The sequence below is a fragment of the Streptomyces sp. GB4-14 genome (assembly GCF_022696125.1).
GTDB classification, from domain to species: domain Bacteria; phylum Actinomycetota; class Actinomycetes; order Streptomycetales; family Streptomycetaceae; genus Streptomyces; species Streptomyces werraensis.
The window spans coordinates 85,713-100,038 of sequence record NZ_RZHO01000001.1 but is presented as its reverse complement, the minus strand read 5'-3'; the positions used below and the strand labels follow the sequence as shown (position 1 = coordinate 100,038).

Annotated in this window: 10 protein-coding genes; 6 read left to right on the top strand and 4 right to left on the bottom strand. The window is 74.2% G+C overall.

Translation table 11 applies throughout. The annotated features are described in order from the left end of the window. Positions 1–80 precede the first annotated feature (80 nt). Together ELQ39_RS00425 and ELQ39_RS00420 are read right to left on the bottom strand one after the other, a co-directional pair. Positions 81–263 carry a hypothetical protein gene (locus ELQ39_RS00425; protein WP_225626550.1) on the bottom strand — a complete coding sequence of 61 codons (183 nt, stop codon included), beginning with the start codon at positions 261–263 and terminating at the stop codon, positions 81–83. A 74-nt stretch (positions 264–337) separates the two neighbouring features. Continuing rightward, complete coding sequence (locus ELQ39_RS00420; protein WP_242590485.1) at positions 338–2,182, bottom strand: alpha/beta hydrolase family protein; 1,845 nt, start codon at positions 2,180–2,182, stop codon at positions 338–340. 230 nt (positions 2,183–2,412) lie between these two features. Between ELQ39_RS00420 and ELQ39_RS00415 the strand changes: the two genes are divergently transcribed. After that, a complete protein-coding gene (locus ELQ39_RS00415; RefSeq protein WP_242590482.1) occupies positions 2,413–3,690 on the top strand; it encodes an MFS transporter in 1,278 nt (425 codons plus the stop codon). A gap of 120 nt (positions 3,691–3,810) precedes the next feature. Here ELQ39_RS00415 and ELQ39_RS00410 read toward each other — a convergent pair whose 3' ends face one another. Together ELQ39_RS00410 and ELQ39_RS00405 are read right to left on the bottom strand one after the other, a co-directional pair. Next, the gene (locus tag ELQ39_RS00410; protein WP_242590479.1) at positions 3,811–4,569 is read right to left on the bottom strand and encodes a thioesterase II family protein; all 759 of its coding nucleotides are present in this window, start codon (positions 4,567–4,569) and stop codon (positions 3,811–3,813) included. Between the two features lie 228 nt (positions 4,570–4,797). After that, positions 4,798–7,062 carry an MMPL family transporter gene (locus ELQ39_RS00405; RefSeq protein WP_242590477.1) on the bottom strand — a complete coding sequence of 755 codons (2,265 nt, stop codon included), beginning with the start codon at positions 7,060–7,062 and terminating at the stop codon, positions 4,798–4,800. A gap of 636 nt (positions 7,063–7,698) precedes the next feature. On the opposite strand from ELQ39_RS00405, the gene ELQ39_RS00400 reads away from it, so the two are divergent. The 5 genes from ELQ39_RS00400 to ELQ39_RS00380 all read left to right on the top strand — a co-directional run bounded on the left by ELQ39_RS00400 (position 7,699) and on the right by ELQ39_RS00380 (position 14,287). Next, positions 7,699–9,279, top strand: coding sequence for an acyl-CoA mutase large subunit family protein (locus tag ELQ39_RS00400; RefSeq protein WP_242590475.1), 1,581 nt, complete (start codon positions 7,699–7,701; stop codon positions 9,277–9,279). A gap of 29 nt (positions 9,280–9,308) precedes the next feature. Beyond that, positions 9,309–9,569 (top strand): hypothetical protein, encoded by a 261-nt coding sequence (locus ELQ39_RS00395; protein WP_242590473.1) that lies wholly within the window; start codon positions 9,309–9,311, stop codon positions 9,567–9,569. Then, positions 9,569–9,946 (top strand): fic family toxin-antitoxin system, toxin component, encoded by a 378-nt coding sequence (locus tag ELQ39_RS00390; protein WP_242590472.1) that lies wholly within the window; start codon positions 9,569–9,571, stop codon positions 9,944–9,946. The genes ELQ39_RS00395 and ELQ39_RS00390 overlap by 1 nt, the downstream gene beginning before the upstream one ends. 157 nt (positions 9,947–10,103) lie before the next feature. Next, a complete protein-coding gene (locus tag ELQ39_RS00385; protein WP_242590470.1) occupies positions 10,104–12,977 on the top strand; it encodes an SNF2-related protein in 2,874 nt (957 codons plus the stop codon). Beyond that, the gene (locus ELQ39_RS00380; protein WP_242590466.1) at positions 12,974–14,287 is read left to right on the top strand and encodes an SWIM zinc finger family protein; all 1,314 of its coding nucleotides are present in this window, start codon (positions 12,974–12,976) and stop codon (positions 14,285–14,287) included. Before ELQ39_RS00385 ends, ELQ39_RS00380 begins: the two co-directional genes overlap by 4 nt. The last annotated feature ends 39 nt before the right edge of the window (positions 14,288–14,326 follow it).

The following is a 14,326-nucleotide window of genomic DNA, read 5'->3' as shown; positions in this document are numbered from 1 at the left end:
ATGTCTTCCTGTCCTCACCGGCACGGCCGGCGCCGCGGCGGGGTGCCGGGCGTGGCACCCCGCTACGGCGCTGCTTGGGCTCACTGCAGAGGCGACGTCGTCTCCGTGTTCTTCTCCGTGCGGGTGGTGCAGGTCCGCGCCGGGCCGTTCGGCCGGACCGGGACCGCCTTGTCCAGGGCGGCCTGGGTGTCCGGCGGAATGATGATCCCGCGCTCCCGCTCGGTGGCGCTGATGGGGTCGACGCGCAGTCCGTGCCGCTTCATGGTTCTGACCTTTCTTCGGTGTGGTGGACGGGGTGGTGCGAGCCGGTCCGCCCGCTGTCGCGGCGGTCGGCGGTTCAGGGGGAGGCGCGCAGCGTGTCGTCGGCGTAGCGCACCATGTCGGCCCAGGCGGCGGCGTGTCCGGCCGGGTCACGGCCCACGTCGTGTCCGCCGCCGAGCCACCGGACGCGATGCGGGACGTCGCGGCGCCGCAGCGCGGCGAGATAGCGCTCGATCTGTTCCGGAGGGCACTTCTCGTCGTCCGTCGAGGCGGCGAGGAAGAGCGGGCCGCGTACGCGGCCCACATAGGTCATCGGGCAGGCCGCGCGATAGCGGTGTGGCACCTGCTCGGGGGTGCCGCCGAAGAGGCGGTCGTCGACCTCCCGCAGCGCCGGCGTCGTCGCCCGGTACGCCGCCGTGTAGTCGGCCACGGGGGCGACGGCCAGCCCCACGTCCCACAGCCGGGGCTGGACGCCCATCGCCAGCAGCGTCAGATAGCCGCCCCAGGAGTAGCCGCACAGTCCGGTACGGCCCGGCTCCGAGACTCCCGCGTCGATGAGGTGGCCGCGCACCGCGGCGAGGTCTTCGAGCTGGGCGAGGCCGACCCGGTGGCCGAAGTCGTCCCGCCAGCGGGGGCCGTAGCCCGTCGAGCCGCGGTAGTTGGTGCGCACCACGGCGAATCCGGCCCGGACCAGGGCCTCGGTCCGGGCGTCGTAGGCGTCCCGGTCGTGGGTGTGGGGCCCGCCGTGGACGAGGAAGACCGTCGGCCAGGGGCGGTGGCCGGCCCTGCGGCCGGGCGGGGTGGCCACAAAGCTGTGGATCTGCCCGTACGGCCGACGTGTCCACAGCTCGCGGCGCCTGGATCCGGTCGTTCCGCCGGGCGCCGTGCCGCGTGACGCCGTCGTGGAGCGGCCGGAGCGGTCGGGATGTACCGGGGGTTCCGGGTGCTCCGCACTTTCCGCGCTGTCCGGGTGGCAGATCAGTGGCCGGGGCGGTTCGCCGTCGCGGCTCCACAGGCCGTGGACCGTGCGGTCGGGTGCGCAGGAGAAGTCGATGATCGTGCCCTCGGGCGTGGGAAGCACCGTCGTCGTACCGCGGTCGAGGTCGGCGCGGAGCAGGCGGCTGCGTCCCGCCCGGTCCTGCTGGACCAGCGCCGTGCGGCCGGGCCCGTACCAGCAGGCGGTGATCTCCGTGTCGAAGTCGAGGGCGGAGCCGGGACCGTGCGCATGGATCCCCTCGCCCTGCCGCCAGAAGGCCAGGGTGTAGCGGCCCGCGCGTTCGAGGACGAGCAGCAGTTCCGGCCGTGCGGTGGTGAGGTTCGGGCGGAAGCCCAGCGCCCACACCGCGCCGCCGTCGCCGTCACCCGCTGCGCCAGGGATGGCGTCCACGAGGACGCCGGAGGCCGGTGACCACAGCCGGACCGCGGCCGGTCCGGCCGGGCACCCCGCGGTGGCCAGCAGTCGGCCGCCGGGGGCCAGGCCCACCACTGCCGCATAACCGGGCTCCTCGGCCACCAGGCGGGCGCGCTCGCCCGGTCGGCCGAGGTAGTACCGCGAGCGGTCCGCGACCCCGACGCCGACGGCGGCGAGGCCGCTGCGGGGGTCGAAGGCCAGGCCGTGCATCCGCCCGGCGGGTACGCCGTCGAGCGCCGGGCGCGGGTGCCCGCCCTCGAACGGCCCGCGCAGCCAGCGGCCTTGACCGCCGGGAGCGGCGTCGAACCACCACAGGCCGTGGCCGTCCGGCTCGATGGCGGCGGTCTCCACACCCTGCGGTGCGGTGGTCGCCTGGCGGCGCTGACCCGTCGTCAGGTCCCAGGCCACGATCTGCGGGAGACCGTCCACGTACCGGGTCTCGACCGCTCGCCGTCCGTCGCGGGCGGCGAAGGACGGGACGTGCACCGCCGTTCCGATACCGCCGCTCATCGCCGTCCCCCCTTCGTTGGTGTCCGCTTCCGCCGCCGGTGGCCTTGGCCGTCGTGGGCTCCGACGGCCATCACACTGCCGGACGGGCCGGCTGCGTGGCAGGGAAGAAAGCGCAGCGGCACCGGCAGTGAGCTGCTGCCGGTCCTTCCCTGGCACCGGACGGTGGGCGGGCGCCAGGGTGCGGGGGCGACCACATGGTCCGGACCCACCGAGGAGAAAGGGGCGACCCGATGACGATCGCGGCGACCCGGCCCGGCGCAGCCCCCGTCCCACCCGGCGGAGCGCCGAACGGCACAGCGGGTGGCAGGCCGGGCCGTGCGCTGACGGCGGTCTATGTCGCGGGCGCGGTGACGGCGCTGGGCACCCAGATGACCATGCTCGCGCTGCCCTGGCTGGTGCTGGAGACCACCGGCTCGGCCACCCGCGCGGGCCTGGTCTTCGCGGCCCAGGTGCTGCCCATGGCGCTGCTCGGCTTCGCGGGCGGAGAGGTCATCCAGCGCCTGGGCGCCCGCCGGACCATGGTCGTCTCCGATCTCGCCCGCGCTCCGGTCGTGGCGCTGATCCCGCTGCTGCAGACCCTGGGCGCGCTCAATCCGGCCGTCCTCGTGGCGATCGTCGCGGCGCTCGGGGCGCTGGCCGTTCCGTACCACGCGGCACAGCGGGTGCTGGCGATGGAACTGCTGAGCCCGCACGCCCGCTCCCTGGCCCGCGCCAACAGCGCGCTGGAAGGTGTGCAGAACGGCTCGGCGTTCGCCGGACCGGCGCTCGCGGGCGCGCTGATCCCGCTGGTGGGGACCACATCGGTGGTGTGGCTGGACGCGGCCACGTTCGCCTTCTCCGGGTTGCTGCTGCTGCGCCGCGTCCCGGCAGGGGGCGGCGGGGCCGGAGGGTCCGCGGCCGGGCCCCGCGGCCTGTGGGCGGGAGTGCGGCATCTGTGCGGCGACTGGTTCCTGAGCCGGGCGATGCTGTCCACCGTGGTGTTCGGGCTGATGCTGCGGACCCTGATGATCACCATGCCGGTGCTGGCGTTCGCCCGGTTCGAGGGGGACGCCAGGGTCGGCGGCCTGCTGATCGCCGCCCTCGGCGCCGGTGGCCTGGTGGGCTCGGTGGCCGCCTATGTGCTGGCGGCACGGGTCGCCCCCGTACGACTCGCCTGTACGGCCCTGGTCTGCGTCGCTCTGCCCCTGTGGACGCTCCTGGTGCCCGTGCCGGCCGGCGTGCTCGTCGTCGCCGTCGGCCTGTCGTCGGCCGCCGCGCCCCTGGCGAACGCGCCGCTGATGGGCCTGCTCTCCGCCCGGCTGCCGGACGGCCTCGGGCCCAAGGCGTTGCAGGCCGTGGTCACGATCAGCACCCTGGCCGGGCCGCTGGGCTTCCTGGCCGCGGGCGCCGTGCTGGACCGGGCCGGTGTCGCGGCGACCCTGTGGGGCGTCGCCGCGCTCGCGACGTTCGGCAGCGGCAACCTGATCCTGGCCCTGCGCCGCCTCCAGGCCACCGAGGATCCGGACTGACCTGGTCCTCCGAGAAGACCCGGGTGGACGAGGGTCACGCGGCGGTTGCCCGCCGAGCTAAGGATCAGCGACCCGGCCCAGTTCACACACACCTGCTGAGGGCCGGCCGGCCCCGGTCGGTCAGGAAGCGGCGGCCTCGGCGCGCAGTCCCTCGGCGACGGCCGCGGTGACCTCGGCGAGGTGGTCGAAGAGGTAGAAGTGACCGCCGGGGAACACCTTCACCGCGACGTCCCCGCGGCTGTGCGACCGCCAGGTGCCGGCCTGCTCGACGGTCACCATCGGGTCGCTGTCGCCGACCAGTACGGTCATCGCGGCGGTGAGCGGTGCGCCCGCCCGCCAGCGGTAGGCGCCGAGGGCCCGGTAGTCGGCCCGCAGCGCCGGCAGCACCATCTCCACGATGTCCGGGTCGTCGAGCATGGACCGGGAGGCGGCGTCCAGCCTGCGCACCTCGGCCAGGACTTCGGCGTCGTCGTACAGTCCGAAGTGGGCCGTGCTGTGCGCGTCCGGCGCGCCCCGCCCGGACAGGAACAGCCGCCGCGGCCCGGGCAGCCGGCCCGCGGCGAGCAGCCGGGCCGTCTCGAACGCGACGAGCGAGCCCATGCTGTGGCCGAACAGGGCGTACGGCCGCCCGGGGTCCGCGGCCAGCACCCGCGCCAGCTCCTCGGCCACCGCCCCGGCGAGCCGGGTCAGATCCGTGAAGGGCTCCTCCAGGTACCGGTCCTGACGGCCCGGATACTGCACGCACATCACGTCGAGGCCGGCGGGCAACGCCTGCGCCAGGGTCCGGTACGCCGTCGCGGAGCCCCCGGCGTGCGGGAAGCACACGAGCAGCGGCCCGTTCCCCGGGGTGGTGAAGCGCCGGAACCAGGTGCTGTTCACAGTCGGTGTGTCCCTTCGTCCGGGTCGGCCGGTGCACGGAAACGGCCCGCCGGTGCCCTCGGGGGATGTGGGGCACCGACGGGCGGTCCACCGCTCCGCGAGGGCTCGCGCCCGTCCGTCACCGGAGCGTTCGCCCCGAGCGTCCCGCCCCGCCCTCGACCGGAGGTCGCGGGCGGGTGGAGAGCGGCCGGCCGGCGGGGAGGGGCGGGAGAGCCGGCGGGGGGAGCGTCAGTGCACGAGGTCCGGCTCGTGGTCCGTCCGGCCGCCCGGCACCCCCGGGCCGGCGGACCGCAGCCTGCGCTGCAGCTTCTCGCCCTCGACGTCCACGTCCGGCAGCAGCCGGTCGAGCCACCGCGGCAGCCACCAGGCGGCGTCGCCGAGCAGCGAGTGCACGGCGGGCACGATCATCATCCGGACCACGAAGGCGTCGAACAGAACGGCCGCGGCCAGGCCGAAGCCCATCATCGCGACGAGGTCGTCGGTCTCGAAGACGAAGCCCGAGAAGACGCTGATCATGATGATCGCGGCGGCCACCACCACCCGGCCGCTGTGCCGGAAGCCGGTGACGACGGCGTCCTTCGCCGAGGCGCCGTGGACGTACGCCTCACGCATCCGCGTGACCAGGAAGACCTCGTAGTCCATGGCGAGGCCGAAGACCACACCGATCATGAAGATCGGCAGCGTCGTCATGATCGGGCCGGTCTGTTCCACGCCGAAGAAGCCCGAGGCCCAGCCCAGTTGGAACACCGCGACCAGCGCGCCGAGCGCCGCGCTCACCGACAGCAGGAAGCCGAGGGCCGCCTTCAGCGGGACCAGGACCGAGCGGAACACCAGGAGCAGCAGCAGGAAGGCGAGGCCCACCACCAGGCCCAGGTAGGGCAGCAGCGCGTCGGACAGGGTTCGGGAGAAGTCGATGAACATCGCGGTCTGGCCGGTCACCAGGATGTCGGTGGCGCCCGAGGACGCCTCCAGCGCCGCTGCCCGCGCGCGGAGGTCCTTGACCAGTTCCTCGGTCTCGGTCTCGGTCGGGCCGGACTTCGGGACGATGCTGAAGATGGCGGTGTCACCGGCCTTGTTCGCGGTGGCCGGGGACACCGAGGCGACACCCGCGTCCTTCTTCAGCTCGGCGCCGATCCGGTCGCCGGCGGCGGCCGCGTCCTCGCCCTCGACGGTCACCGTCAGCGGGCCGTTGAAGCCGGGCCCGAAGGAGCCGGACAGCAGGTCGTAGGCCTTGCGCTGGGTGGTGTCGGCCGCCATCGTGCCCTCGCCGGGCAGGCCCAGCTCCAGCTTGGTGGCGGGCAGGGCCATCGCGCCGAGGCCGACCACCGCGAGGAGCAGCACACCGAGCGGGCGGCGCACCACGAGGGAGGCCCAGCGGGTGGACAGGTTCGGCTTGGTGCGCGCGGCCAGTTTCGCGGCCTTCTTCTCGGACCTGCGCAGCTTGCGCGCCGACAGCGGCTTCCGGGTCCGTACGAGGTGCCGGTCGGCGAGCCGCACCACCCGGCGCGGCGCGAAGCCGAGAAGGGCGGGCACGAAGGTGACCGCGATCAGCACGGCGACGGCGACCGTACCCGCCGCGGCGAGCGCCATCTTGGTGAGGATCGGGATGTTGACGACCGCGAGGCCGCCCAGCGCGATGATGACGGTGAGCCCGGCGAAGACGACGGCCGAACCGGCCGTGCCGGTGGCGATGCCCGCCGCCTCCTGCGGGGTACGGCCCTCGGCGATCTCGGACCGGTACCGGGAGACGATGAACAGCGCGTAGTCGATGCCGACCGCGAGGCCGATCATCATGGCCAGCGTCGACGTGGTGGCCGACAGCCCGAGGGTGGAGCCCAGCGCGGCGATGCCCGAGACGCCGACGCCCACGCCGATCAGGGCGGTGAGCAGCGGCATGCCGGCGGCGATCACCGAGCCGAAGGTGAGGAACAGGACGACGGCCGAGATCAGCACGCCGATCTGCTCACCGGTGCCGGAGACGTTCTGCTCGATCGGGACGGCGTCACCGCCGGTCTCGACGGTCAGCCCGCCCTCGCGGGCCCGGTCGGTGGCGTCGGCGAGCGCGTCGTGCGCCTCGGCGGTGAGGTCGGGCGCGGTGACCTCGTAGGTCACCACGGCGTAGGCGGTCCGGCCGTCGCTGCTGACGGTCCCGGCGGCGAACGGGTCGGTGACGCCCGCCACTTGGGGCGCCTTACCGAGTTCGGCGAGGAGCGTCTCGATCGCCGGCTTCTCGTCGGCGGCCTTCGCGCCCCGGGGCGCTTGGATCACCACCCGGGCGGTGGCGCCGTCGGCGCCCGCGTCGGGGAACTTCTCCTCGAGCAGGTCGAACGCCTTCTGCGACTCGGTGCCAGGCATCGAGAACTGCTCGTTCGGCGGTGCGGGTGCCGAGGACGCCGCGGCACCGACGCCGACGACGATCAGCACCCACAGCAGGGTCACGAGGCCGCGCCGCCGGAAGGCGAAGCGGCCGAGTTTGTACAGGAAGGTAGCCACGGGTAACCGCACTTCCGTCGAGTGGGGGGCAGGAGGGACGTAGTCGCCTGCCGCCCCGTCTCAGCACAGGGCGGTGGCTCTGACACGCACATACGGTGACGCGGCCGGTGCCCGGCGACCCGGATCGTGCGGCGGAACGAGACCGCACCTCGAGCGACCGTCGAGCCGACGGGCCACTTCCGGCCAACGCCCGCGCCCCTCAGCGCCGTCGCAGCCGACCGCGGGGGCGCGACCACGAGCACCTCAGGCGCTGGTGCCGTGAACTCGCCGCGGACTTGGGGGAGACCGTCACCCTCGATGCCGCCTCCTGGGCCGCCACCCGCTTCGCAGAGAAGGACGACACCGCAAGCCGCGCGGGCGTCGGAGAGCAGCAGGCCGCCGGGCAGGCGGAAGGCCCGTCGGTGCCCTTGGGGGGGGTGGGGCGCCGACGGGCGGTGTACCCCGCGGGGGCTCACGCCCGTCCGTACCGGAGCTCACGGCCCCGACCCTGACGTCCCGCCCTCGACCGATGCTCGGGGGGTGCCGGAGCGGCTCCGCACGAGCACCCCTCCACCGCTGGTGCGTAACCTCCCGGGAGGCTCCCGGCAGGGGGCACGCCCGGCACAGCGGAAGCGGAAGCGGGAGAGGGAGCACACCATGGCGCGCGAGTCGGAGTCCGGACTGCCCATCAAACCGGTCTACGGGCCCGGCGCACTGGCGGACTGGGACGCGGCGGAGAAGCTGGGTGAGCCCGGGCAGTACCCGTACACGCGGGGTGTGTATCCGTCGATGTACACGGGCCGTCCGTGGACGATGCGCCAGTACGCCGGTTTCGGCACGGCGACGGAGTCGAACGCCCGCTACAAGCAGCTGATCGCGAACGGCACGATGGGTCTGTCGGTCGCGTTCGACCTGCCGACGCAGATGGGGCACGACTCCGACGCGCCGATCGCGCACGGCGAGGTCGGCAAGGTGGGTGTGGCGATCGACTCGATCGACGACATGCGGGTGCTGTTCGGCGGGATCCCGCTGGACAAGGTGTCCACGTCGATGACGATCAACGCCCCGGCCGCGCTGCTGCTGCTCCTGTACCAACTCGTCGCGGAGGAGCAGGGCGTCCCCGCCGACAAGCTCACCGGCACGATCCAGAACGACGTGCTGAAGGAGTACATCGCGCGCGGCACGTACATCTTCCCGCCGAAGCCGTCGCTGCGGCTGATCGCGGACATCTTCAAGTACTGCCGTGCCGAGATCCCGAAGTGGAACACGATCTCGATCTCCGGCTACCACATGGCGGAGGCGGGCGCCTCGCCGGCGCAGGAGATCGCGTTCACCCTCGCCGACGGCATCGAGTACGTCCGCACGGCCGTCGCGGCCGGGATGGACGTCGACGACTTCGCGCCGCGCCTGTCGTTCTTCTTCGTGGCCCGCACGACGATCCTGGAGGAGGTCGCCAAGTTCCGTGCGGCCCGCCGGATCTGGGCGCGGGTGATGAAGGAGGAGTTCGGCGCGAAGAACCCCAAGTCGCTGATGCTGCGCTTCCACACGCAGACGGCCGGGGTGCAGCTGACGGCCCAGCAGCCCGAGGTGAACCTGGTGCGCGTCGCCGTGCAGGGCCTCGCGGCGGTGCTGGGCGGCACGCAGTCGCTGCACACCAACTCCTTCGACGAGGCGATCGCGCTCCCGACGGACAAGTCCGCCCGGCTCGCCCTGCGCACGCAGCAGGTCCTCGCCTACGAGACCGATGTGACCGCCACGGTCGACCCGTTCGCCGGCTCCTACGTCATCGAGAAGATGACCGACGACCTGGAAGCGGAGATCGTGGCCCTCATCGACAAGACGGAGCAGCTCGGAGGAGCCGTCCGCGCCATCGAGCACGGCTTCCAGAAGTCCGAGATCGAGGGCAATGCCTACCGCATCGCGCAGGAGACCGACTCGGGCGAGCGGGTCGTGGTCGGCGTCAACCGCTTCCAGCTCGACGAGGAGGAGCCCTACGAGCCGCTCCGCGTCGACCCGGCCATCGAGGCCCAGCAGGCCGAACGCCTCGCCAAGCTGCGCGCCGAGCGCGACCAGCAGGCGGTCGACACCGCGCTGGCCGCGCTGAAGAAGGCCGCCGAGGGCGAGGACAACGTCCTCTACCCGATGAAGGACGCCCTCAGGGCCCGCGCCACGGTCGGCGAGGTCTGCAACACCCTGCGCGACGTCTGGGGCACCTACGTCCCGGCCGACGCCTACTAGAGATCGGTAACACCTGTTACCATCCATCCATGGCGAAGACACAACTGGGTGCACGCGTGGACGAGGACGTCGCGGAACTCGCGCGGAAGCGCGCCGCCGACCTGGGGCTGAGCGTCGGGGACTACCTCGCCCGACTGGTGCAGGACGATGCCAGCGGCCTGCGCGCCCGAGCCGTGGACGCAGCCGCACGCTTCCTGGCCGAACACCAGGCGATCTTCGACGAAGCCGAAGCCGAAGCCGAAGCCGACGGCCGGCGGCCGGAGGGCTCGCGGGGAGCTCGCGCCGCCTGATGAACCTGCACATCGACGTCCCCTGGATCCTGCAGGTGGCCGAAGCCGCCGGCGCGGACGACCCGGCCCCCGACGACTACGGCGTCCCCGTGTCCGCGGTCGCCCGGCACCGGGCCGAACTGTTCGAGCAGCCCGTCTACGACGGCCCCTACGCCAAGGCTGCCGCCCTGGTCCACACCCTGGGCCGCTGCCGCTGGCTGGAACGCTCCAACCTGGCGGTCGCCGCCGCCACCGGCGTCATGTACCTCGAGGCGGCCGGCATCACCGTCAAGCCGACCCGCGAGAACGCCCTGGCCCTCAAGGACCTCCTCCTGGACCCGTCCTGCACCGCCGGAAAGATCGCCACCCTCCTGCGGACCTGGCCCACCGCAACCTGACCCGGCCCGGTGGCCGCGCGGTCCTTCGGTGAGGCCCCGGAACGCCGTGCCGAGCATGAGGGATCATCGGCGGGGGTGTACCCGCATCCGCCGACGCCGCGCCGCCTCGCGACGTGCGGCGGCGGTCCGGAACCATGGGGAGAGAGAGTCGTAACGCATGGAGTGGATGACACCGCGGCAGGCCGCGCCGCTGGCGCGCTGCGCGGCTGTGTTCGAACCGGGGGACCCGGCCCGCACGGGCCGGATCGCCTTCTGGGACCCGGCCGGCGGCACCCCGCCCACGGCGCCGGGCGGCGAGCCGGGTGAGGCGGACCTCGTGGTCCCCGACGGCGACGGCTTCGCCGTCCGGACCGTGCCCGTCCTGCGCCTGACCCCGGCCCACGCCCTGCCCGCCCTCCTCCACGCCCGCCGCACGGCCACGACCGCGCCCGCGGGGCCGATGGCGCCCACCACGACCGAGCCGGCCCCCGCCGCCCCCCACTCCGCCACCGTCTTCTGGGGAGCCGTCACCGCCCTGGCCCTGCATCTGATCGCCCGCGAGCGCCTCCTTCCCGGCGTCTCCCCGGCCGGCTACGACACCTGGCGGGCGGGCCCGTTCGACGCGGACGACATCGCCCGCCTTCGCGCGCTCGCCGACGCCGCCCCCGGCGAGGCCGTCGCCGTCCCCGGCACCGACCCGGCCACGCTCGTACGCGCCTTCCTCGACGCGGTCGCCGACACCCTGCCGCGCACCCCCGCGGCCGAACTCGCCACCGGACGCGCGGCGTTCGCCGCGACCGCACCTCAGCACGTGCCCCAACTGCGCGCCTGGGCCGAGGAGATCTCCGCCGGACTCGACTCCGGCGTACGGATGTCGCTGCGCGTCGAACTCACCGACGCCCCCGCCACCGCGCGGGACACGGAGCCGCCCCGCCCGCGTCTGATCCTCCGCGCCCACAGCCTGGCCGACCCCACGCTGGCCCTGGACGCCGACGACCTGTTCGCCCGCGCCGACCACGCCCTCGGACCGCGCGCCCAGGCCGACATGGTCCTCGCCGTCCGCCGCGCCGCGGCCGTGTGGCAGCCACTCGAACGCCTGCTGCCCGTGCCCACCGCCCTGGACCTGACCGACGAGGAACTGCGGGAACTGCTGGGCGGCGCGGCGGGCCGGCTGGCCGGGCACGGCATCGACGTCACCTGGCCGGAGACGTCCACCGGGGCGCTCACGGCCCGCGCGGTGGCCGGCGCCGACCGTGAACCGCCCGCCGACCTGAGGTCCTTCTTCGGCGGCGACGGCACCGTGGACCTGCGCTGGCGCCTCGACCTGGACGGCGACCCCCTCACCGACGAGGAGGCGGCGGCCGTCGCCGCCGGCGGGGCCGTCGTAAGGCTGCGCGGCCGCTGGATCCTCGTCGACACACGCATCGCCCGCAAGGCCCGCGACCGCAGGCTGCCGCCGCTCACCGCGATCGAGGCGCTCGCCGTCGCCCTCACCGGCCACACCGACATCGGCGGCGAACGCGTACGGGTGGCGTCCAGCGCCTGGCTGGACGCCCTGCGCCGCGCCCTCGCCGACCCCGACGGCGGCGACGGCCCGGTGGAGCAGCCCGCCCGCCTGACCGCCACCCTGCGCGACTACCAGCTGCGCGGCCTGCGCTGGATGGACCGCATGACCTCCCTCGGCCTCGGCGGCTGCCTCGCCGACGACATGGGCCTGGGCAAGACGATCCAGCTGATCTCGCTGCACCTGCTGCGCCAGGAACGCCCCGAGGACCGCGGCCCCACCCTGGTGGTCTGCCCCGCCTCCCTGCTGGGCAACTGGGAGCGTGAGGTGGGCCGCTTCGCGCCGGGCACCCCGGTACGCCGCTACCACGGCCCCGGCCGCACCCTGGACGGCGCCGACGAGGGCTTCGTCCTCACCACGTACGGCACCATGCGCCTGGACGCCGACCGGCTCGGCGCGCACACCTGGGGTCTGGTCGTCGCCGACGAGGCCCAGCACGTGAAGAACCCTCACTCCTCCACCGCCAAGGCTTTGCGGCAGATCGGCGCCCGTGCCCGCATCGCCCTCACCGGCACCCCCGTGGAGAACAGCCTCTCCGAACTGTGGGCCGTCCTCGACTGGACCACGCCCGGACTCCTGGGCACCCACCGCCGCTTCCGCACGCGCTGGATCGCCCCCATCGAGACCGAACGCGTCCTCGCCTCCGACGGGGACGGCGAACAGCCCACCGCCCGCCTCCTGGCGGAGCTGGTACGGCCGTTCCTGCTGCGCCGCCGCAAGACCGACCCGGGCATCGCACCCGAACTGCCGCCCAAGACCGAGACGGACCGCCCCGTCGGCCTCACCGCCGAGCAGCAGACCCTCTACCGCAAGCAGGTGGAGACGGTGATGGGCGAGATCCGCTCCGGCACGGGCGGCATCGCCCGCAGCGGCCTGGTGCTGAAACTGCTTACCGGCCTCAAGCAGATCTGCAACCACCCCGCCCAGTTCCTCAAGGAGGACCAGGCCCCGCTCACCGGACGCTCCGGGAAACTGGAACTGCTCGACGAACTCCTCGCCACCATCACCGCCGAGGGCGGCTCCGCCCTGGTCTTCACCCAGTACGTCACCATGGCCCGCCTCCTCGAACGCCATCTGCGCGACCGCGGCACCCCCGCCGCCCTCCTGCACGGCGGCACCCCGGTGGCCAGGCGCGAGGAGCTCGTACGGCGTTTCCAGGACGGCGAGTTCCCCGTCTTCCTGCTGTCGCTGAAGGCGGCCGGCACCGGACTGAACCTCACCCGCGCCGACCACGTCGTGCACTACGACCGCTGGTGGAACCCGGCCGTCGAGGCGCAGGCCACCGACCGCGCCCACCGCATCGGCCAGACCCGGCCCGTCCAGGTGCACCGGCTGATCGCCGAGGGCACCGTCGAGGACCGCATCGCCGCCCTGCTGGAGGCGAAGAAGGAACTGGCCGACACCGTCCTCGGTTCCGGCGAGCAGGCCCTGACCGAACTGAGCAACGACGAGCTGGCCAACCTGGTGGAACTGAGGAGCATGGCATGAGCGAGGCACAGGGCAGCGGCGCACGAGGCCGTGGCGCACGGGGCTTCCCCGCCTTCGCGGCACGCCGGGGCGGCCGCGCCCGCGGCCAGTCCTTCTGGGCCGCGCAGTGGACCGAGGCTATGGAAGACGTCTGGCCGGAGGAAGGCCCGCTGAAGAAGGGCCGCTCCTTCGCCCGCACCGGCCGCATCGGCCCGATCACGGTCAGCCCCGGCCGGGTGTCCGCCGAGGTGTACGGCGGCGAGGAGACGTACCGCACGCGGCTGACGCTGACCGTGCTGGACGACGACGAGTGGGACCTGCTCTGGGAGAAGACCGCCGACCGCCCGGCCGAGACCGAGGCGCTGCTGGCCGGCGACCTCCCGGAGGACCTGCTGGAGGCCGTCGAGGACGCCCGGGTGCGCATGCTGCCCGGCTACGGCGACCTCGACGCCGACTGCGACTGCGACGCCCTCGACCACCCCTGCCCGCACGCCACCGCCCTCGCCTACCAGCTGTCCTGGCTGCTGGACACCGACCCCTGGCTGCTGCTCCTGATCCGCGGCCGCGACGCCGAGGATGCGGTGGAGGAACTCAAGTCGGCTTTGCTGCTGCGGGCGTTGGCCGGCGACGACGAGGAGGACGGCGAGCCGTACGACGAGGAGGCCGGGGACGGGACCGCCGGCGGGACGGCCGAGACGCCCGACGACAGCCTTCAGCGCGCGGCCTACGCCCGCCCCGCCGCCGCGCTGCCCGCCCTGCCGCCGCTGCCCGAACCGCCCGCCGCCCCCGAGGAGCCGCTGACCGGCATCGAGGCCGACCCGCTGGACCGGCTGGCCGCGGACGCCGCCCTGCGCGCCCGCGAACTCCTCGCCTACGCCCACGGGTTCGGCGCCGAGCCACCGGAACCGCTCGACGTCTGGCAGGACACGGTGCGTCTGGCGGCCACCCACCCTGACCCGCGTGCGGCGGAGCGGCTCCGCACCGGCTCCGGCCGCCCCGCCGAGGACCTGGACCGGGCCGCCGCCGCGTGGCGCACCGGCGGCCGGGCCGCCCTGGACGTCCTGGAACACCCCTGGACCCCGCCCGAGCAGCAGACCGCGCGCGCCCGCACCGCGCTGGCCACGGCCTGGGAGGCGGAGGAGCTCCCCCCGGTCGACGTCGACGGCAACCATTGGACGCTCACCGGCCGCGGACTCCAGCTCCGCCTGGGCCGCGACGGCCGCTGGTACCCCTACCGCCGCCGCGACGGCCTGTGGTGGCCCGCCGGCCCCCCGTCCGCCGACCCGGCCGAGGCCCTCGCCGACCTGACCGGCCTGGCGGACGACATCTGAGGCGACCCGCCCGGCCCGGCCCGGGCCCGGCGCGGCGCG